Genomic DNA, 19,583 nt, shown 5'->3' on the forward strand with positions numbered 1-19,583 from the left:
CCTCGTCAGAGGTTGCGTTCGGACCATTCCCTCAGGTCACGGCGGGCCACGGCGGCGGCCATCAGGTCGGGGAAGGCGTCCGGGGTGCAGGCGAAGGCCGGGACGCCCAGCGCGGCCAGCGCGGCGGCGTTGTCGTGGTCGTAGGCCGGGGCGCCCTCGTCCGACAGCGCCAGCAGCACGATCACCTGGACGCCGGCGTTGGTCAGGGCCGCGACGCGCTGGAGCAGCTCGGCGCGGACGCCGCCCTCGTACAGATCGCTGATCAGCACGAGGATGGTGTCGTTGGGCCGGGTGACCAGGCCCTGGCAGTAGGCGATGGCGCGGTTGATGTCGGTGCCGCCGCCGAGCTGCGTGCCGAACAGCAGCTCGACCGGATCGTGCAACTGGTCGGTGAGGTCGACCACCGAGGTGTCGAACACCACCAGGGACGTGCGCAGCGACCGCATCGAGGCCAGCACCGCGCCGAACACGCTCGCGTACACCACCGAGGCCGCCATCGACCCGCTCTGGTCGATGGCCAGCACCACGTCGCGTTTCACGGCCTGCTGCCTGCGCCCGTACCCGATCATGCGTTCGGGGACGAGGGTGCGGTGCTCGGGCAGGTAGTGGCGCAGGTTGGCGCGGATCGTCCGGTTCCAGTCGACGTCGGGCAGGCGGCGGGGACGCTGGACGCGGGCGGAGCGGTCGAGGGCACCGCCGACCGCGGAACGGGTCCGCTGCGCGAGCCGCTTCTCCAGGTCCGCCACCACCGTGCGCACCACCCCGCGCGCCGACTCGCGGGCGCGGTCGGGCATCACCCGGTTGAGGGAGAGCAGCGTCCCGACCAGGTGGACGTCGGGTTCGACGGCGTCGAGCATCTCCGGTTCGAGCAGGAGCCGGGTGAGGTTGAGCCGTTCGATCGCGTCCTTCTGCATCACCTGGACGACGGTGGACGGGAAGTAGTCGCGGATGTCGCCGAGCCAGCGCGCCACCCTCGGCGCGGAGTCGCCCAGCCCGCCGGCGCGCCGGTCGGACCCGGAACGGCCGCCGGCGCCCGCCCCGTACAGCTTCTCCAGGGCGCCGTCCATGCGCGCCTCGTCGCCCGACAACCGGACGCCCGTGCCGTCGGCGCCGCCCTCGCCGCCGAGCACCAGCCGCCACCGCTTGAGGCGTTCGTCGGGGGTGCCGGTCATGCCGCTCCTCGTGTCGTCGCTCATGCGGGTGCCTTCCAGCCGAGGATGTGGAGGGCGGTCGCGGCGGCGCGCTCGGCACGCGCGTGGTCGAGCCCGCCGTCCTCGGGCGCGCCGGCGGCGGCGCGGGGCGTGCCGAGCCGCCGGACGCGCTCCCCGATCGCGCGGCGCTCGGCGGCGGCGTACCCGCCGAAGGTGCGCCGCAGCAGCGGCAGCACGTCGGTGAACGCGTCGCCCGGCAGGCCCGCGATCCACTCGTCCACCAGCCGGAGCAGGTCGTCGTCGTGGACGAGGATCAGGCCGCCGCCCGACAGGAACCCCTCGACCCACGCCGCGGCGCGGTCGGGCGCGGCCCCCACCGACACCGAACGGGCCATCCGCGCCGCGATGTCGGGAAGCCGTCCCGCGTCCAGCAGGAGCCGGGTCAGCCGTCCTTCGAGAAGCCCGTGCAGGCCCTGCCGGTCCACCGCGCCCTCAAGGGTGCGCTGCCAGCGTTCGCTGTGGCCGGGGTCGTCGAGCAGGGACAGCGCGCCGTTCACCGCGTCGATGTGCCCCAGCAGTTCGCGGGCCGCGTCGTCGTCCAGGCCGGACAGGGCGGGCGGCAGGCCCACGCACACGCGCACCACCAGCCCGTCGACCACGGTGCGCAGCGGGCCGGTGGCGGTGCCGCGCACGTCCCCGTACCTCAGCGCGCGGACGAGCGGGGGCAGCGCCGCCATCAGATGCTCGACGTCGGTGTCGAGCGCGGCCCTGTCGCCCAAGGCCCGCATCACGTCGGGCAGGGCGCCGCCCAGATCGGCGAGCAGGCAGCGTTCGGCGACCGAGGTCAGGTCGGACAGCGCCTCGGCGTGCGCGGCCATCGCCTTGGCGCGGGCGGTGGCCGCGCCCTGGACGGTCGTGCCCCAGGCGCTCGCCTCGATCAGCTCCACGTCGAACTCCGGCCGCCACATCAGCGTCCACGTCTCGCGGAACGTGCCCTTGGACCGTCCGAAGTCCTCCTGGGGGACGCCCCAGTCGACGTCCAGCAGCCGCAGCCGGTGCAGCAGGCGGCTGCGTTCCAGATCGGTGGGCTTGCGCAGGTCGAGGTCCAGTTCCTTGTCGAGCGCGGACGCCTTGAGGCGGAGCCTGCCCTGCTCGGCCTTCAGGTCGCGCTGCAACGGCACCATCGGGGTCTCGTCGGGGACGGCCCCGAGCCGCTCGCCGACCACCAGCCTCCGCTGGATCAGCTCCACCGGCAGTTCGGCGCCCTCGCACAGCACCGCTCGGGTCGCCTCGGTGACCTCGTCCAGCCCGGCGAGGGGACGGCCGCGCAGCGCCGCGAGCGCGTCCGCCAGCCGCACCGCCTCGATCACATGCGCCGAGGACACGTGCAGGTCCTCCTCCCGCAGGACCCGCGCCGCCTGGGTCAGCCACCGCTCGACGGGACGGTCGCCCGCCGTGAACAGATGGTGGTACCAGCCGGGCGACCGCACGCCCGCCCCGTACCCGGAGCGGTTCGCCAGGCGCCCATGCGTCCACGGCACCCAGGTCATCGCGACCTTCGCCTTCGGCAGGCCGCGCAGCGTCTGGTCGTCCCGCGTCGCCGGAACCTTCCGCAGCAGGGCAGGGACGTGCCAGGCCCCGCACACCACGGCGACCCGCTCGTACCCTTCCTTCAGGGTGCGGCGCAGCGTCCGCCGCATGTGCGCCTCGCGCTGTTCCTCACGCCGCAGGTGACCGGCCAGGCTCTCCTCGGGCAGGGCGGCCAGCCGGTCCCGCAGCTCGGTCATCGCCTCCGCGATCGCCGGGAACGGCGACGGCCCGTCATGCCGGTGCTCGACGACGTCGTCCCACCAGCGCTCGGCGTCGTCATAACCCGCCGCCTTCGCCAGCCACCCGAGGGGGTCCAGCCGGATCGCCCGCACCTCCTCGTCCTCGGACCCCTCCCCCTGGCCCTCCTGGCCCTCCTCCTGCCCTTCCTCGGCCTCGTCGGCCCGGGCAAGCTGATGCGCGGCGGGCAGGTCGCAGAAGCGAACCGGGACACCCGCCGCCAAAGCGTGCTGGATGGCCTGCCACTCCGGGCTGAACTCGGCGAACGGCCAAAACGCGGCCTGACGCTCCCCAGAACCGGAACCCTCGGCCGACACGGCCGCCGCATCCTGCCGACCAGGCGCGTAGGCGAGCAGCGCAACGGGCGGGACCATCCCCGCGTCACCCGCGAGATGGACGATCGCATCCGCCTCCGGCGGCCCCTCGATCAGCACGGCGTCCGGCCGGAACTCCTCCAACGCCCGCCGCACGGCCCGCGCCGACCCCGGCCCGTGATGCCGGATCCCATAGACCTCGACCCGCACCTTCTCCCCACGATCCACCGCGCTCACGGGCGGGCCGGGAAGTGTCATGACACTTCCCGGCAGGCGCGGTAGAAGTCATGCCATTCGGGGCGTTCGCGGACGACCGTCTCCAGGTACTCCTGCCACACCACGCGGTCGGAGACGGGGTCCTGGACGACGGCGCCGACGATGCCGCCGGCCACGTCGGGGGCGCGCAGGACGCCGTCGCCGAAGTGGGCGGCCAGCGCGAGGCCGTTGGTGATGACGGAGATGGCCTCGGCGGTGCTGAGCGTCCCGCTGGGGGACTTGAGCTTGGTGCGGCCGTCGCCGGTGACGCCGGCGCGCAACTCGCGGAAGACCGTGACCACGCGGCGGATCTCGTCCAGCCCGGCGGGGGTCTCGGGGAGTTCCAGCGCGGCGCCGATCTGCTCGACCCGGCGGGAGACGATCTCCACCTCGTCCTCCGCGGTCTCCGGCAGCGGCAGCACGACGGTGTTGAACCGCCGCCGCAGGGCGCTGGACAGCTCGTTGACGCCCCGGTCGCGGTCGTTGGCGGTGGCGATCACGGTGAACCCCTTGGCCGCCTGGACCTCGGTGTTCAGCTCGGGGACGGGCAGCGTCTTCTCCGACAGGATGGTGATCAGCGTGTCCTGGACGTCGGAGGGCATCCGGGTCAGCTCCTCGATCCGGGCGACCGAGCCGCGCCGCATCGCCCGCATCATCGGGCTTTCCACCAGCGCCTTCTCCGAGGGGCCTTCGGCGAGGAGGCGGGCGTAGTTCCACCCGTACCTGATGGCCTCCTCGGCGGTGCCCGCGGTGCCCTGCACCAGCAGGGTGGAGTCGCCGCTGACGGCCGCCGCCAGGTGCTCCGACACCCAGGTCTTGGCGGTGCCGGGCACGCCGAGCAGCAGCAGCGCCCGGTCGGTGGCGAGGGTGGCCACCGCGACCTCCATCAGGCGGCGCGCGCCCACGTACTTCGGGGTGATCGTGGAGCCGTCGGGCAGCTCCCCGCCCATCAGGTAGGTGGTGACGGCCCACGGCGACAGCCGCCAGCCGGGTGGACGGGGCCGGTCGTCGTGCTCGGCCAGGCGGGCCAGCTCGTCGGCGTACTGCTGCTCGGCGTGCGGGCGCAGGACGCGGCCGGTGCCGGAGGACGGGTCGGACGTCACTGGGCAAGCTCCTTCAGCATGTCGTGGCGGAAGCTCAGGCTGTCGATCAGCCGGGCGAGGGCGGGGGACGCGGCGTCGCCTCCCTCCCGGGTGGTGAGCCGTACGAGCCGCGGCGCCGCGTCGGGGGTCAGCCGCTGCTCGGCCAGCTCGCACAACTGGATCACCGCCCGGCCGTGCAGGTCGGTGGCGCGCTCGTGGGCGGCGCCGATCGTGGCGATGACCGCGTCGGCGAGCGGGCCCGCCCACGGCCCCGGGACGCGCCGCAGCACGCGCAGCACGTCGGGGCCGCTCTCGCCCCACCGGATCAGGTCGGCGGCCGCGACGCCGCGCTCCTCGTCGGGCAGGACGCCGAGCAGCCCGGCGAGGTCGTCGGGCTCGTCGGCCAGGACGCCGCTGCGCAGCAGCGCCCTGGCCCACTCGGTCTCGTGCTGCCGTACGGCCGCGCGTGCCCACCCGGTGTGCAGGTCGCGGGCGGCGCGGGCGTCGGGCCCGCCGGACGTGGCGGCCCGCAGGGTGACGACTGCCGCGGGCTCGGCCTCGAACAGCTCCGTCCAGGTGGACAGGGGCGTGCGGGCCAGGATCTCGCGAAGCCAGGCCGACCGGGCGCCGACGGGCTGCCCGCCCGGTGTGCTCGGCGCGAACGACCCGGACGGGTGGAACGGAACGCCGTCCCTGGCCAGCTCGTCGTCATAGGAGTCCGGCGGCTCCACCGTGATCCAGGTCTCGGCGCGGCCTCCCGGGGGAGCGGAGCGGATCTCGGGCCGCACGCAGCGCAGCGCCCGCGCCGCCATCCTGCGGCCGTACGCCGAGCCGGGCAGCCGCGCCAGCAGGTCGGACGCGAGCTGCCTGACGTCCTTGCCGCGATCCTCCAGGGCGTGCTCCAGGAAGTCCTCGTCGCCCGGCGACAGGCCGTGCTCGAAGGTCGCGAGGTAGGCGGCGCGGTCGGGCGCCGCCTCGCGGGACCAGGTGGCGGCCAGGGCCTCCCGCGCCGCCGCCGGGTCGGTGCCGCGCAACCGGACGAGGTAGGCGACCCGCTGCGGCCGGGTGCCGGTCTCCCACACCTCCTCGGTGTCGCCGCCCGGGTCGTCGCCCGAGCCGACGAGGTAGGCCCAGTCGGTGTTCTGCAGGGCGAGCCAGACGCCGCGCCGCCCCGCCGCGCGGGCGATGGACGGGCGCAGGTCACGGTTGCCGCGGCCCTTCTCCAGCACGTCGGGCAGCATCCGGGACGGGACGCGGTAGCCGTGGTCGGCCGCGGCGTCCAGCCATTCGGGCAGCACCCGGATCCGCTCGCCCTCCAGGATGCGGGCCAGGCGGCGGGCGGCGGCGGGCGGCGCGGGCGCCGCGTGCTCCTGCGGGGCGGGCGCGATCGGCTCGCCCGCCGCGACGGGCCGCATGCCCGCCCGCCTCCGGACGGTCAGGACGGCCGCCTGGTCGAGCAGCCGCCCCGCCGGGTCGTCCCCCTGGCCCGGAGCCTCGGGGTGCCCCCGCGACTCGGGAAGCGCGGGCACCGGCTTGCGCGCCGTCCCCAGCAGTGCCGCGCTCACGTGCTCGCTCCAGCTCACAGGATGCATACCCCTTCGTCCTCGCTCCAGAGGGCCAGGGGACGCATGCCGCGCGGCGTCCACTCCCCGGCGACGGTCACCGGGCGCCCGCCCGACGCCGCCAGCAGCCGCCACGGGTCGGTGGGCAGCAGCGGCAGCGCGTCCCCTTCGGCGTCGACGACCTGAAGGTTCCAGGTGCCGTTGCGCTCGCCGGGCGGACGGGCGGGCCGCACGTCGCTCAGCACGGCGGGCCAGCGGTCCAGCCAGGGGTCACGTTCCAGGGCCGCCGCGTACTCGTCCAAAAAGGCGGCGACCGGCGACCCGTCGGGCACCGCCGGGGTCGCCGCGCCGTACCGCTCGGCGACGACCGCCCGCAGTGGCTGCGAGCCCGGGTAGAACGCCAGCTCGGCGTCGACCTCGGTGCCCACGACCAGCGAGGCGTCCAGCGGACGCCCCGGGACCGCGAACGACAGGACCAGCGCGGGCCGCCCGCTGCGGCGCCCCCGCAGCCAGACCCGCCGGGTGGTGAGCTGGTCTTGGGCGATGTCGCGCGACCCCGTCACGCACCACAGGTCGCGGACGCGCTCGCCCTCCCGGACGACCTCCTCCTGCTGGACGGTGAAGCCGACCCGCGACCGCACCGTCTCGCGCAGCCCCTCGGGCAGCCCGTCCCGCCGCCTGTACGCCCGCACCAGCAGCCTGAGCAGCGCGTACTCCTCCAGCAACCGGCCCGGCCAGCCGGGCCTCCGCGGGACGGCGGCCAGCGCCCTGACCTGCCCGGCCAGCCCCGCCGCCTGCGCGTCCACCAGCCGCCGCGCGACGTCGTCCCACAGCCGGTAGGACGCCTGCTCGGCCTGCGCGAGCCCGTGCGTCACCTGGTCGCGCAGCCACTGGTCGAGCTCGGCGACGCCGCCGTCGACCCGCTGCTCGCGCCGCTCGACGGTCCTGGGATCGCGGGCCTTGGCGGCCGCGCCCGCCCGGCGTTCCCGCGCCCTGTCGGCCCGAGCCCGGCGCTCCTCGATCCATTCGGCGGCCCAGGCGGGACGCGGCCCCGCGTCGACCGTGCCTTCGCTCCACAGCAGCAGCAGGCCCAGGGCGTGCTTGCAGGGGAACTTGCGGCTGGGGCACGAGCAGCGGAACGCCGGCTCGGACAGGTCGACGCAGGCGCGGTACGGGTTCTTGCCGCTGCCACGGCACTCGCCCCACAGGGCGTCGTCGTCGCACCCGGCGGCGCCCCACTTGGCGGGCTTGGCGACGCCCTCGGCGGCCTTGGCCGACGCCGTGTCCGGGGCCAGGCCGAGCACCTGCTCCCGATCCCATCGATCGCTCACACCGCCGAACCTAGCGACCCGGTCCGACATTCATCCCCACGCGTCCCAACCTACCGGAAAAGCCCCACCATAAGCCCTGTGAGCTGGGCAAACGTCCTGCGGGACGGGAGGGGTCAGCGGCCTTTGCCCTTGCCGCGGGTGGGGCGGGAGCGATGGCGGGTCCGGCGCAGACGGGCCTTGCGCTTGCGGTGGTACTTGGCGCGGTCGAGCTTCTTCTGGGCCATGAGCCATCGTGGGCCCCGTTCGGGCGAAAGGGGCAGATCCCTGTCCGGATCCGGACTCAGCCGCGGCTGACGCCCGGGGCGTCGGGCAGGTCGGGGAGGGAGACCGAGTCGGGGGCCAGCAGCAGCCCGCCGGTGAGCAGCGCGCCCACGGCGACCAGGCCGAACAGGCCCACCCACGCCAGGCCGGGCACCCCGGTGAGGTGCGCGAGCTGGTCGGCGTCGGAGCTGGGGGCCATGTGCCGGGCGCGCATCCGCTGGAGCTCCGCGACCGGCCTCGCGGCGGCGAACAGCAGGAAGAACGCCGCCAGGTAGGCGAAGCCCGCCTGGACGGTGGCGCCGCCCAGCCAGGACACCCCGACGATGATCGCGCCGGTGGCGACGATGGACAGCACCCCGTAGGCGTTGCGGATCATGACGAGCATCGCGCCCAGCAGCGCCAGCGAGAACCACAGCATGAGGGTGATCCGGCCGCCCTCCAGCAGGACGGCGAACAGCAGCCCCAGCAGCGGAGGCGTGAGGTAGCCCGCCATGGCGGTGAACACCATGCCGGGACCGTGCGGCTTGCCCCGCGAGACGGTGACGCCCGAGGTGTCGGAGTGCAGCTTGATGCCGTCCAGCTTGCGCCCGGTGACCAGGGCGATCAGCGCGTGCCCGCCCTCGTGCGCGATGGTGACGACGTTCCTCGCGACCCGCCAGGTCGGGCCGTGCAGCACCGCGGCCAGGGCGATCAGCGCCGCCAGGACGACCAGCCACCAGGGCGGGTCCTGCTGGGTCCCCGTCAGCCGGTCCCACAAGTCGGCGATGCTCACCGTGTCCACGTCCACCTCGTCGTCGTTCTCGCGCGCCGGCCCATCGAAGTCCCCGTGTGCCGCCTCAGGGTAAGACGTCCGGAATAAGGTACGCGTTCGGTTCGTCCCAGGAGGTCGTGTCCGCGTCGAGTCAGTGTCCGTGTCAGTGTCCGTGTCAGTGTCCGTGTCAGCGGGCGTGCCGGACGGCGGGCGGGACCACCACGCTGATCTCGCCGCCGAGCCGGGCGTCACCCTCCAGGCCGAGGTCGTCGCCGCTCCAGAAGCGGCCGGGGTCGTACCAGCTCGGGCGGCGCCCGGGCGGCAGCAGGCCCATCGCCTGGTAGGTCACCGCCACGATCTCCGCGCAGAACGCGGTCTCCAGGTCGGGGTCACGTTCGGCGGGACGGCGGAACGGGATCCGGCCGCGCAGCCAGCGCGAGGCGAGCCGGGTCGTGGACGGGAACGGGGTGCCGTCCAGCCGCGCCACCGCCCTCAGCGCCGCGTTCTCCCGCCCCCGCGTGGGCGGCGGCTCCAGTTGCCGCAGCCAGGCGCGCTGCCCGTACCGGCCGCCCCACAGCACCACCGCCTCCCGCAGATCGTGGAGCTGCGCGCCCCGGTGGTGGCCCCCGGACCACACGTCGCGCAGGGACCGGCCGAGCTCGGCGTGCCACATCAGCGGCGGCAGGTCCTCGATGACGATCGCCATGCCGACGTGGTTGACGGGGCTGTTGGTGGTCACCTGGATCGCCCGGTCGGCCACCGTACGGCCGCGGAACAACCACAGGTCACCGGTGCGGGTCAGCTCGGCGGCCTCGTCGAGACCGATGCTCGTGCCGGACATGATCGATACCCTAGGGCGATGCGGTGGTGGAAGGTGCTGGGAGTGGCCGGATTCGTCGGGGTCGCGGCGACCGGGGTGGTCATCGTGCGGGCCGAGCGCAAGCGCCGCGCCTACACGCCCGAGGAGATCAGGGACCGGCTGCGGCTGCGGATCGCCGAGGAGGAGCCGGGCGCGCCCGGGGCCTCCGAGGCACCCGAGGCGTCTTCCTAGCGCTCCTTTCGCCGCACTTCTCGGCGCTTTCTTCGTAGCGCTCTTTGGCGGGGTCATGGCTACCGCCATGCATGGCAATCGTTCCGCCAACTCCCGTTGGGCGTGTGGCGGTGCTCCCTAATGTCTGGTCCGCATCAGCCGGGCGCAATCGGGGGAGCGAGACCATGCGGGACGGTGCGACGGGCAGGGGCACGAGGGTGGCCGGCGAGCGGCCCGGGGCCACGCGGCCGAAGGCGCCGGGCGCACGGAGAGCACGTAACGCGGCGGACGCCGACGAGGCGTTCCGCGAGCTGGTCCGGCTGGCCTACTTCGTCCTGCCCGGCAAGGGCAGGCGGCCGCACCGGATGGCCCTGGCCCGCCGGATCGTGGAGAGCACCGGGGGCGCGGGCGGCGGCCGCGAACGGCGCCGGACCAGGGTGCTGCGCCGCGCGATGAAGCCGCACTGGGTATGGCGGGTCGGCCTGCGCCGTTGGCTGCGCGCCACGCCGCCCCGGATGCCCGCCGGGGCCACCACCAACGCGCTGGCGGAGCTGGAGCCGCCCGTCCGCGTCGCCTACGCGCTGCTGAACGTGGCGAAGATGAGCCGGCACGAGGTACGCGACCAGCTCCTTGACCTGCGCATTCCGGACCAGATGGACGTGATCGCGGAGGCCGAGCGGGCGAAGGTGCCCGTGATCAGGACCTGGCCGCACTCCGATCCGTTCGCGCCGGGACGGATCCAGCCGCTCGGCCACCGCTCCCCGATGCCGGTGGGCGTCGCGGTGGTGCTGACGGCGGTGCTGGCCGGCACGCTGCTGATGGTCGAGGACAAGGGACGGCTGCTGAGCGGCACCTCCAAGGCCGCCGCCGCGCACGGCCTCAGCCTGGTCGCCCCCGCGCCCGACACGTGGCGGACGGCACCGCACAGCCTGGACGTGTGGCCCGCGCGCGGAGACCTGACCGGCGACAGGCGGTTCACCGGACGGGCACTGAACGCGTGGGCGGACGCCGCGAAGACGTCCGGCGCCGCGGCGAGACCGGGCGAGGCGGGCAACCCCCAGCTCCTGTTCGCCGGGCATGTGGACGGCCGGAAGGTCGCGCTGGTGCGGCGCGGCGACCGGATCGGCCGCTTCACCGACGGGGGCGGGCCGATGACCGTGTACAGGGCGGGCACGGATGCCGCCGCCCCGATCCGGCTGTCCCGTGGCCGCTACCTGGTGGCCCCCTGGCATCGGCCCGTGTCCCTCACCGGGAAGCGGGTGACGGTGAGCCAGGGCGTCACCGACCCGGTGTTCCCCCGCACGCGATGCGGGCGTGGCCCCGTCCTGCACCTCAGGGAGAAGGGCGGGACCAGGACGGTTGGGGAGTTCGGCGGCGTCCGCGGTGTGCCGCTCACGTACCGTCCCCCCACCGCCATGGCCGGCGGTGCAGGCAAGGCCGCCAAGTCGGTCAACAACAGGAAAGCGGCGAAGGCGTCCAAGACCGCGCGCCGCAACGGCAAGCGGCTCACGGGCAGGGCTCTGCGCGTGTGGGAGCGGACCGCGTGCCTGGCCCCGTCCCCGGGACGTTCCGGGCGTCCCGTGTCCGAGGCGACGGCGTGGGAGTTCTGGTCAGGGTGGATCGGTGGCAGGCGGGCCCGGTGGGTCTGCACCGGCGTGTCCTACACCGGTGGCGGATCGGCCGCGCGGGCGGTGCTCATCGACAGGCGCGGGGCGCGGGACACCGGCCGGTGCGACGCCCGGCGCCCGGTCGGCGGCTCCTGGTGGCGGTCGGCGCGCGGTGACTGGTACCACCTCGCCGCGGCGGCGCGCGGGCTCACACCACAGGTCAAGGGTCCGTTCAGGGCGTGGCAGCGCCGGTCGCGGCTGCTGATCTCGGTGCCCGCCGAGCCGAGGCGCCGTCCCACCGGGCGCGTGAAGCTGACGGCCCGCCCGGACTGACCCTGGGATCAGCGTGCGCTTACCCTGGTCCCTGCAAGCCGAGGGGCGAAGCGAAAGGGGCAGGGATGGGCGCTGCGACGGGTAAGGGGCCGCTGTCCGGGGTGCGGGTGGTCGAACTGGCGGGGATCGGGCCGGGCCCGTTCGCCGCGATGCTGCTGGCCGACCTGGGCGCGGACGTGATCCGCGTGGACCGGACCTCCGCCGTCAAGCCGGGCGCCTCCAGGGGCGGCACCGATTTCAGCAACCGCGGCAAGCGCTCCATCGCCGTCGACCTCAAGAGCGAGCGCGGGCGTGACGTCGTGCTCCGCCTGGTGGAGCGCGCGGACGTCCTGCTGGAGGGCTTCCGGCCCGGGGTGACCGAGCGGCTGGGCCTGGGGCCCGACGACTGCCTGGCCCGCAACCCCCGGCTGGTGTACGGGCGGATGACCGGCTGGGGCCAGCGGGGTCCGCTGTCGAGCAGCGCCGGCCACGACATCGGCTACATCGCGGTCACCGGCGCGCTGCACGCCATCGGACGGGAGGGCGGCCCGCCGCAGGTGCCGTTGAACCTGCTGGGCGACTTCGCGGGCGGCAGCATGTACCTGGTCGTCGGGGTGCTGTCCGCGCTGCTGGAGTCCAGGACCAGCGGGCAGGGCCAGGTCGTGGACGCCGCCATCGTGGACGGCACGGCGCACCTGTCCACGTTCATCCACGCGATGATGGCCGGCGGCCTCTGGCAGGACAGGCGCGGGGTCAACATGCTCGACACCGGCGCCCCCTGGTACGACGTGTACGAGACCGCCGACGGCCGGTACATGGCGGTCGGCGCGATCGAGCCGCAGTTCTACGCCGAGTTCATCCGGGTGCTGGGACTGGAGGACGAGAAGGACCTGCCCGGCCAGCACGACCGGGAGCGCTGGCCGGAGGCGCGGGAACGGTTCGCCGCCGCGTTCAGGACCAAGACCCGCGACGAGTGGGCCAAGCTGTTCCTGCCCGGTGACGGCTGCGTGGCCCCGGTGCTGTCGCTGAAGGAGGCGGCCGAGCACCCGTACAACACCGCCCGGGAGGTGTTCTTCGAGCACGAGGGGCACCACCAGCCGTCCCCGGCCCCGCGTTTCTCCCGTACCGTCACCGAGACCGACGGCGTCCCCGCCCTCCCCGGCGGCCAGACCCGCGACATCCTCGCCGAGCTGGGCTTCGAGGACGTGGACGCGCTGCTCGCCGAGGGGGCCGTGGCGCAGAGCTGACCTGGGGGTTTACGGCGGCGCGGTGATATTTTGCCCGGGCCGTCCGGTGTCGTCCGCCCGACCACGGGTAGCGCACTCACCGTCGTCCCCAAGCGAAGGTGACAAGGGTGGGAGTGCTCCGATCGGTGGCCGGACTGGTGCCGCGCACAGTGTCGAGCGCGGTGTCCGGCGCGGCCGGGCTGGCCGGCTCGCTGCCGCTGCCCAAACCGCCCCTGCCCAAGCCGTCGCTGCTCAAGCCCAGGCTTCCCGACCTCGCCGGGATGGCGGAACGCGCCGAGCTGGCGAACCTGATCGGCCATCGGGTGCGGCGGCGGACCTGGTCGCGGAAGGGCCGCGCCTACATCGAGATCCGCGGGCACCCGACCGCCCGCACCCGGTCGGCCCGCGAGCTGCGCGACTCGGCGGCGGCCGCGGTGAGACGGCTGAAAGGCGTCCACTGGGCCCAGGTCAACGCCGTCACGGGCGAGATCCTGTGCCTCTTCGACGAGGACCGGGTCGACCTGGACGGCATCGTCGACGCCATCGCGGCGGTGGAGGACGCGCAGCAGGTCGGGGACGAGGCGTTCCCGATGGAAGGGCATCCGGCCGACACCGCGCCGGTCACCGCCGAGGCGATCGCGCTGGCGTCCGACTGCGCCGCCTTCGCGCTGGCCTCGGCGGGACGGTTCGTGCGCCTGCCGCGGCTGCCGCCCGCCGCGCGGATCGCCCTGGCGTGGATGGACAGCCAGCCGCGGCTGCGGCGCGAGCTGGAGACCAGGCTGGGGCATCACGGCGCCGACCTGGTGCTGTCGGTGGGCGGCGCCGTGCTGCACGGGCTCACCCAGGAGCCGTCGGGGCTCGCGCTGGACGCGCTGCACCGTGGCGTGCAGGTCGCGGAGCTGAGGGCGCGCCGCGCCGCCTGGTCGCGCTGGGAGACCGCGTTGTGCGCGCCCGGCCTGCCCGCCGACGCCCCCGAACGCGCCGAACGGCCCTGCCCGCTGCCGCCCGGCCCGGTGGAGAAGTGGGCCGACCGTTCCTCGATCGCCGCGCTCGTCGGCGCCGCCGGGGTGGTGGCCTTCGGGCGCGACCCCCGTGCCGCGTCCGCCCTGCTGCTGGCGGCGGTGCCGCGCGCCTCCCGGATCGGCCGCTCGGGCTTCGCCTCGACGCTGGGACGCGAGCTGGCCGGGCAGGGCGTGGTGCCGCTGGACGGCGCCGCGTACCGCAGGCTCGACCGGGTGACGGCCGTCGTGGTGGACTCGTCGGCGCTGTGCGGAACCGAACACGAGATCGTCTCCGCCGACGGCCCCGAGGTGTGGGACGCGACGGCACGGCTCCTCACCATCGACCCCGGCATCGAGGGCGTCCGGGACCGTGACGGCTGGTGCCTCCACCGCGTGTCCGCGGCCTCCACCGACCCCTTACTGAACGGCACCGGGGCCCCCGGCGGTTCCGGCGACTCCGGCGATCCGCGCGGCCTCAGGGTCCAGGTGATGGATCCCACCGGTCACACGATCGGCGAGGCCCTGATCGGGCGCCGTCTCGATCCGCGGGCCGAGGCGGTGCTGTCGGCCGCCCGCGACAGCGGCGCCCGGATCCTGCTGACCGAGCACGCCGCCACCGCCGAGCTGCTGCCGCTGGTGGACGAGGCGCTGGACGCGTCCGTCCCGCTCGCCGAGCACGTCCGCGCGCTCCAGCGGGACGGGGAGGGCGTGCTCGTCGTCACCACCGGCGACGAGGACGCCGCGCTGGCCGCCGACGTGGGCGTGAGCGTGTCCGTCACGGGCCTGGACGAGTCCGCGCCCCCGATCTGCTGGAGCTCCGACCTGGTCTGCACGGGTGGGCTCGAACAGGTCTGGCGGCTGATGGTGGCCGTGGGCGCGACCAGGGCCGCGAGCGAACGCGCGGTACGGCTGGCCATCGGCGGCTCGGCGCTGGGCACCCTGCTGGTGCTCACCGGGGACCGTTCGCGGTCCCGGCTCGACCTGACCCCCGTGCACGGCGCCGCGCTGATCGCGCTGGTGAGCGGGTTCCTGTCCGCGCGCCGCCTGGCCGCGCGTCCCGTGCCCGTACCCGTGCCGCGCGTACCCTGGCACGCCCTGGATCCGCAGGCCGCCGCCGAACGGGCGCTGCGGCTGCGCGACGAGGGCGCCCGCGACCGTGCCCCGGCGCATCGCCTCCCGGAAGGGATCCGCTCCGCGCCGCCCGTACGCGCGGTCGCCGAGGTCGCGGGCGCGGTATGGCACGAGCTGCGCGACCCTCTCACACCGGTACTCGTCCTGGGCGCGGCGGCGTCCGCCGTCGTCGGGTCCGGTGTCGACGCGGCGCTGGTCGGCGGGGTGATGGCGGGGAACGCGCTGATCAGCGGCATCCAGCGGTCCCGTGCGGAGCGTGCGCTCCGTGGCCTGCTGCTGGGGCAGCGCGCGCCCGCCCGCCGCGTCCGCGTGCAGGGCGGGCCCCGCGACTGGGATCTGCGGCTGGACAACGGCGTCGGTTGGGCGCCGCACGACGACATCCCGGCGGCCGAGCTGCGCCCCGGCGACGTCATCGCCGTCCGCGCGTCCGACGTGGTGCCCGCGGACGCCCGCCTGCTGGTGGCCGAGGACCTGGAGGTGGACGAGGCCACGCTGACCGGCGAGTCCACCCCGGTGCCCAAGTCGGTCGCCGCCGCCCCCGGCGCGGACCTGGCCGAGCGCGCCTGCATGCTGTACGAGGAGACCACCGTGCTGACCGGGCGCGCCTACGCCGTCGTGGTCGCCACGGGGTCGAGCACCCAGGCGGGACGCGCCGCCGCCCTGGCGGGCGAAGGCGCCGCGCCGACGGGGGTGCAGGCACGGCTGAACGAGCTGACGCGGGTCTCGCTGCCGGTGTCCGGGTTCAGCGGCGCGCTGGTCAGCGCGCTCGGCATGCTGCGCGGCATGTCCGCCAGGCAGGCGATCTCCTCGGGCGTGGCGGTCGCGGTGGCGGCGGTGCCCGAGGGCCTGACGCTGGTCGCGACCGTCGCCCAGCTCGCCGCCGCCCGCCGCCTGTCCCGCCGCGACGTGCTGGTCCGCTCGTCCCGGACGCTGGGCACGCTGGGCCGCGCGGACGTGGTGTGCTTCGACAAGACCGGCACGCTCACCGACGGCCGGCTCAAGGTCACCACGATCAGCGGGCCGCGCCGCGACCTTGAGCCCGGCGGCGCGGCGTGGCGCCGCGTCCTGGCCACCGCCGCCCGCGCCTGCCCCGACCCGAACGGCGGTGCCGGCCCCGCGCGGCACGCCACGGACCGCGCCGTCCTGGAGGCGGCCGCCGGACTCGGCGACGACACCGGCTGGGAGGCGCTGCGCACGATCCCGTTCGAGCCGAGCCGGGGCTACTCGGCCGCGCTCGGACGGGACGACGGCGTGCCCTACGTCGCCGTCAAGGGCGCGCCCGAGGTCCTGCTGCCCCACTGCGGCCGGGTCGTGACGGGCCGGGGCACCGAGCCGATGACCGAGGAGCGGCGCGCCCAGGCCGAGGCGACGGTGCGCCGCCTGGCGGGCCGCGGGCTGCGCGTCCTCGCCGTCGGCCACACCGAGCCCGACGCCCTGGACGCCGACGAGGAGGTCCTCGCCGGGCTCGCGCTGCTCGGCTTCGTGGGGATCGCCGACCCGGTCCGCCCGGACGCCGCGGAGGCGATCGGCACGCTCACCGCCGCCGGGATCCGGGTCACGATGATCACCGGGGACCATCCGGACACCGCCCGCGCCGTGGCCGCCGAGCTGGGCGTCCCGAACCCCGAGCGCACCATGACCGGCGCCGAGCTGGACCGGCTCAGTGACCGCGACCGTACCCGGCGGATCGCGGAGACCTCGGTGTTCGCCCGCGTCACGCCCGAGCACAAGGTGCGCATCGTGCAGGCGCTGCGGCGCGCGGGACGGGTGGTGGCGATGACCGGCGACGGCGCCAACGACGCCGCCGCGATCCGGCTCGCCGACGTGGGCATCGGCCTGACCGCGGGGGACTCGCGGGCCGCGCCGTCCGCCGCCGACCTGATCCTGCGCGGCGGTGACCTGCCCGGCATCGTCGCCGCCCTCCTGGAGGGGCGCGCGCTGTGGGAGAGCGTCCGCAACGCCGTGTCGATCCTGGTCGGCGGCAACGTGGGGGAGGTCGCGTTCACCCTCTACGGCACCACGCTGGGCGGCGGGCAGGCTCCGCTGACCACCCGCCAGCTCCTGCTGGTCAACATGCTCACCGACATGATGCCCGCGCTGGCCGTCGCGCTCGCCCCGCCCGGCGAAGAGCGGAGCGACCGCGCCGGACGCCCGTCCCGTCCCGGCGTGCTCGGTGACCCGCTGCACGACGCGATCGTGGCGCGCGGCGTGGTCACCGCGCTCGGCGCCATCCTCGCCTGGCAGATCGGGCGGTTCACCGGGCGTGGCCGCCGCGCCGGGACGATGGGCCTGGCCGCGCTGGTCATCACGCAGCTCGCGCAGACGTTGCAGACCGGCTGGCGCAGCCCCGCCGTCCTGGCCACCTGCGCGGCCTCGCTGCTCGTCCTCGCGCTGGTGATCGAGACGCCGGGCGTGAGCCACTTCTTCGGCAGCGTCCCGCTGGGCCCGGTGGCCTGGTCGGTCGTCCTCGGCGCCGCCGCGGCGGCCACGGTCGCGTCCGTCCTGGGACCGCGGCTCGTGGAGAGGCTGCGCTAGAACCCGAGCCGCTTGCCCACGATCTCGTTCATGATCTCGTTGGTGCCGCCGCCGATGCCCAGGATGCGGGCGTCGCGGTAGTGCCGCTCGACCTCCGACTCGCGCATGTAGCCCATCCCGCCGTGCAACTGGACGGCCTCGTGGACGACGTGCTCGGCCGCGTACACGGCCGTGTTCTTGGCGAACGCCGTCTCGGTCAGCACGTCCTCACCCGCCGCGTACCGCTCCGCGACACTCCTGGTGTACGCGCGGGCCACGTCCACCTGCCGGGCCATCTCGGCGATCTTGTGCCGGACGAGCTGCCGGGACGCCAGCGGACGCCCGAACGTCTCACGGTCCCGCACCCACCGGATCGTCAGGTCCAGGCAGCGCTGCGCCGTCGCGTACGCCTGCACGGCCAGCCCCAGCCGCTCGGTCACGAAGTTCTGGACGATCTGCAGGAACCCGGAGTTCTCCGCACCGACCAGGTTGGCCACGGGCACCCGCACGTCGGTGAACGACAGCTCGGCGGTGTCCGAGCACAGCCAGCCCATCTTCCTCAGGGACCGCGACACCTCGAACCCCGGCGTGCCCTTCTCGATCACCAGCAGCGAGATCCCCCCGGCACCAGGCCCGCCCGTCCGCACCGCCGTGGTCACGAAGTCGGCCCGCACTCCCGAGGTGATGAACAGCTTGGCCCCGTTCACCACATAGTGGTCGCCGTCGCGCACCGCCGTGGTCCGGATCCCCGCGACGTCGGACCCGGTCTCCGGCTCGGTGATGCCCAGCGCCCCGATCATCTCCCCGGCCAGGGTCGGCCGCGCGAACCGCTCGATCAGCCCCTCGTCCCCGGACGCGACGATGTGCGGCAGCGCGATCCCATGCGTGAACAGGGAGGCCACGACCCCACCGGACCCGCCCGCCTGGATCAGCTCCTCGGTCACGATCATCGAGTCGAACAGCTCGCCGCCGCCCCCGCCCGCGGACTCGGGGAAGGCCACCCCGAGCAGCCCGGCCTTCGCCGCCTTCCGATGCAGCTCACGCGGCAGCTCCCCGGCCTCCTCCCACCCGCCCAGGTAGGGAACGATCTCCCGCTCGGTAAACTCCCGCACGAGCCGCCGCAACGCGACACGCTCATCCGTCTTCCACGGGCCCATCCACCGGCTCTCTTTCTTATGGCAGGCGCGAGCTGCGCTCCTCGCCTTGACGGCTCGTCGCTTGTCGCGCCTGCGGCGATCGCTGCATCGCTCCGACTCGCCTAGAGGCTCGCTTCGCGATCAGGTTCCTCGCAAGCTCGGAACCTGCCTTCGGACGCGATCGCAACGCTTGAGCGACCGTTCGGGGCTGGGGTTGGGGGCTGGGGTGGGTGCGAGGGTGTTCATTCGCAGCCGCGAGCGGCGCTCCTCTGGCGGCTCGTCGCTTGTCGCGGCAGCAGTAAACACTGCGCAGCTCGCGCATGCAATAAACACCTCTCCCAACGACCTCAACCCGTCACCCCAGCCCCGAACGGTGCCCAAGCGCTGCGATCGCGTCCGAAGGCAGGGGCGAGCGTCAGCGAGACCCTGATCGCGTAGCGAGCCCCTGGGCGAGTCGGAGCGATGCAGCGATCGCGCGCGGTGCCGGAGAAGGAGGGCGCCCAGCGCCCGACGCCGCAGGTACCGCCAATAAACGGAGCGCAGTGTTGATTCCGCCTGAAGACTGACCCTGTGGTTCCGGCCGAATCGTGACCCGCCCCTGGACCCTGGTGAGGTGTTGAAGGTGGAGGACTGGGCGGAGATCCGTCGGTTGCACCGGGCTGAGGGGCTGGCGATCAGGGCGATCGCTCGCAGGCTCGGGATCTCGCGGAATACGGTGCGTAAGGCGCTGGTCTCGCATGAGCCGCCTCGGTATGTGCGGGCCGTGAAGGGCTCGATCGTGGACGCGGTCGAACCGCAGATACGGGCGTTGCTGGCGGAGTTCCCCGACATGCCGACGTCGGTGATCATGGAACGGGTCGGATGGTGTCGGGGCAAGACGGTGTTCTTCGAGCGGGTGCAGCGGCTGCGGCCGCTGTATCGCCCGCTCGACCCGGCGTCTCGTACCGAGTACCGGCCCGGTGAGTTGGCTCAATGCGATCTGTGGTTCCCGCCGGTGGACGTGCCGCTGGGGTTCGGCCAGACAGGGCGTCCTCCTGTGCTGGTCATGGTCAGCGGTTATTCCCGGATGATCGGTGCGGTGATGCTGCCGTC

General features: G+C 74.5%; 13 protein-coding genes. 5 read left to right on the forward strand and 8 right to left on the reverse strand.

The features are described from left to right. Positions 1 to 5: 5 nt before the first annotated feature. From QSK21_RS10880 to QSK21_RS10910, 7 genes are all read right to left on the reverse strand, one after another. Positions 6 to 1,196, reverse strand: a complete 1,191-nt coding sequence (locus QSK21_RS10880; protein WP_285695370.1) for a VWA domain-containing protein — start codon at positions 1,194 to 1,196, stop codon at positions 6 to 8. Beyond that, positions 1,193 to 3,550 (reverse strand): DUF5682 family protein, encoded by a 2,358-nt coding sequence (locus QSK21_RS10885; RefSeq protein WP_285695371.1) that lies wholly within the window; start codon positions 3,548 to 3,550, stop codon positions 1,193 to 1,195. The genes QSK21_RS10880 and QSK21_RS10885 overlap by 4 nt, the downstream gene beginning before the upstream one ends. Then, a complete protein-coding gene (locus QSK21_RS10890) occupies positions 3,547 to 4,650 on the reverse strand; it encodes an ATP-binding protein (RefSeq protein WP_285695372.1) in 1,104 nt (367 codons plus the stop codon). Before QSK21_RS10890 ends, QSK21_RS10885 begins: the two co-directional genes overlap by 4 nt. Continuing rightward, positions 4,647 to 6,221, reverse strand: coding sequence for a DUF5691 domain-containing protein (locus QSK21_RS10895; protein WP_285695374.1), 1,575 nt, complete (start codon positions 6,219 to 6,221; stop codon positions 4,647 to 4,649). Before QSK21_RS10895 ends, QSK21_RS10890 begins: the two co-directional genes overlap by 4 nt. Then, positions 6,209 to 7,522, reverse strand: a complete 1,314-nt coding sequence (locus tag QSK21_RS10900) for an SWIM zinc finger family protein (protein ID WP_285695376.1) — start codon at positions 7,520 to 7,522, stop codon at positions 6,209 to 6,211. Before QSK21_RS10900 ends, QSK21_RS10895 begins: the two co-directional genes overlap by 13 nt. Before the next feature lie 280 nt (positions 7,523 to 7,802). After that, positions 7,803 to 8,564 (reverse strand): M50 family metallopeptidase, encoded by a 762-nt coding sequence (locus QSK21_RS10905; RefSeq protein WP_502871540.1) that lies wholly within the window; start codon positions 8,562 to 8,564, stop codon positions 7,803 to 7,805. Between the two features lie 157 nt (positions 8,565 to 8,721). Continuing rightward, positions 8,722 to 9,375, reverse strand: a complete 654-nt coding sequence (locus QSK21_RS10910) for a hypothetical protein (protein WP_285695377.1) — start codon at positions 9,373 to 9,375, stop codon at positions 8,722 to 8,724. An 18-nt stretch (positions 9,376 to 9,393) separates the two neighbouring features. Here QSK21_RS10910 and QSK21_RS10915 point away from each other — a divergent pair, with 18 nt between their 5' ends. The 4 genes from QSK21_RS10915 to QSK21_RS10930 all read left to right on the forward strand — a co-directional run bounded on the left by QSK21_RS10915 (position 9,394) and on the right by QSK21_RS10930 (position 17,376). After that, positions 9,394 to 9,585, forward strand: coding sequence for a hypothetical protein (locus QSK21_RS10915; protein WP_285695379.1), 192 nt, complete (start codon positions 9,394 to 9,396; stop codon positions 9,583 to 9,585). A 164-nt stretch (positions 9,586 to 9,749) separates the two neighbouring features. Beyond that, positions 9,750 to 11,504, forward strand: coding sequence for a hypothetical protein (locus tag QSK21_RS10920; protein WP_285695380.1), 1,755 nt, complete (start codon positions 9,750 to 9,752; stop codon positions 11,502 to 11,504). 65 nt (positions 11,505 to 11,569) lie between these two features. Continuing rightward, positions 11,570 to 12,730, forward strand: coding sequence for a CaiB/BaiF CoA transferase family protein (locus tag QSK21_RS10925; protein ID WP_285695381.1), 1,161 nt, complete (start codon positions 11,570 to 11,572; stop codon positions 12,728 to 12,730). A 107-nt stretch (positions 12,731 to 12,837) separates the two neighbouring features. Further along, positions 12,838 to 17,376 carry a cation-translocating P-type ATPase gene (locus QSK21_RS10930; protein WP_285695383.1) on the forward strand — a complete coding sequence of 1,513 codons (4,539 nt, stop codon included), beginning with the start codon at positions 12,838 to 12,840 and terminating at the stop codon, positions 17,374 to 17,376. Here the strand turns inward: QSK21_RS10930 and QSK21_RS10935 are convergent. Further along, positions 17,373 to 18,512 carry an acyl-CoA dehydrogenase family protein gene (locus QSK21_RS10935; RefSeq protein ID WP_285695384.1) on the reverse strand — a complete coding sequence of 380 codons (1,140 nt, stop codon included), beginning with the start codon at positions 18,510 to 18,512 and terminating at the stop codon, positions 17,373 to 17,375. The two genes, QSK21_RS10930 and QSK21_RS10935, sit on opposite strands and share 4 nt — an antisense overlap. Before the next feature lie 592 nt (positions 18,513 to 19,104). On the opposite strand from QSK21_RS10935, the gene QSK21_RS10940 reads away from it, so the two are divergent. After that, a partial coding sequence (locus QSK21_RS10940; RefSeq protein ID WP_285695385.1) for a helix-turn-helix domain-containing protein occupies positions 19,105 to 19,583 on the forward strand: 479 nt, incomplete at its 3' end.

It is taken from the genome of Actinomadura sp. NBRC 104412 (genome assembly GCF_030269515.1).
Classification (GTDB): domain Bacteria; phylum Actinomycetota; class Actinomycetes; order Streptosporangiales; family Streptosporangiaceae; genus Spirillospora.

Excerpts from the sequence above, each read along its gene's own strand:
- QSK21_RS10920 (WP_285695380.1), top strand. The coding sequence starts at position 9,750 with ATGCGGGACGGTGCGACGGGCAGGGGCACGAGGGTGGCCGGCGAGCGG.
- QSK21_RS10915 (WP_285695379.1), top strand. The coding sequence starts at position 9,394 with ATGCGGTGGTGGAAGGTGCTGGGAGTGGCCGGATTCGTCGGGGTCGCG.
- QSK21_RS10880 (WP_285695370.1), bottom strand. The coding sequence starts at position 1,196 with ATGAGCGACGACACGAGGAGCGGCATGACCGGCACCCCCGACGAACGC.
- QSK21_RS10935 (WP_285695384.1), bottom strand. The coding sequence starts at position 18,512 with ATGGGCCCGTGGAAGACGGATGAGCGTGTCGCGTTGCGGCGGCTCGTG.
- QSK21_RS10910 (WP_285695377.1), bottom strand. The coding sequence starts at position 9,375 with ATGTCCGGCACGAGCATCGGTCTCGACGAGGCCGCCGAGCTGACCCGC.
- QSK21_RS10895 (WP_285695374.1), bottom strand. The coding sequence starts at position 6,221 with ATGCATCCTGTGAGCTGGAGCGAGCACGTGAGCGCGGCACTGCTGGGG.
- QSK21_RS10885 (WP_285695371.1), bottom strand. The coding sequence starts at position 3,550 with ATGACACTTCCCGGCCCGCCCGTGAGCGCGGTGGATCGTGGGGAGAAG.
- QSK21_RS10925 (WP_285695381.1), top strand. The coding sequence starts at position 11,570 with ATGGGCGCTGCGACGGGTAAGGGGCCGCTGTCCGGGGTGCGGGTGGTC.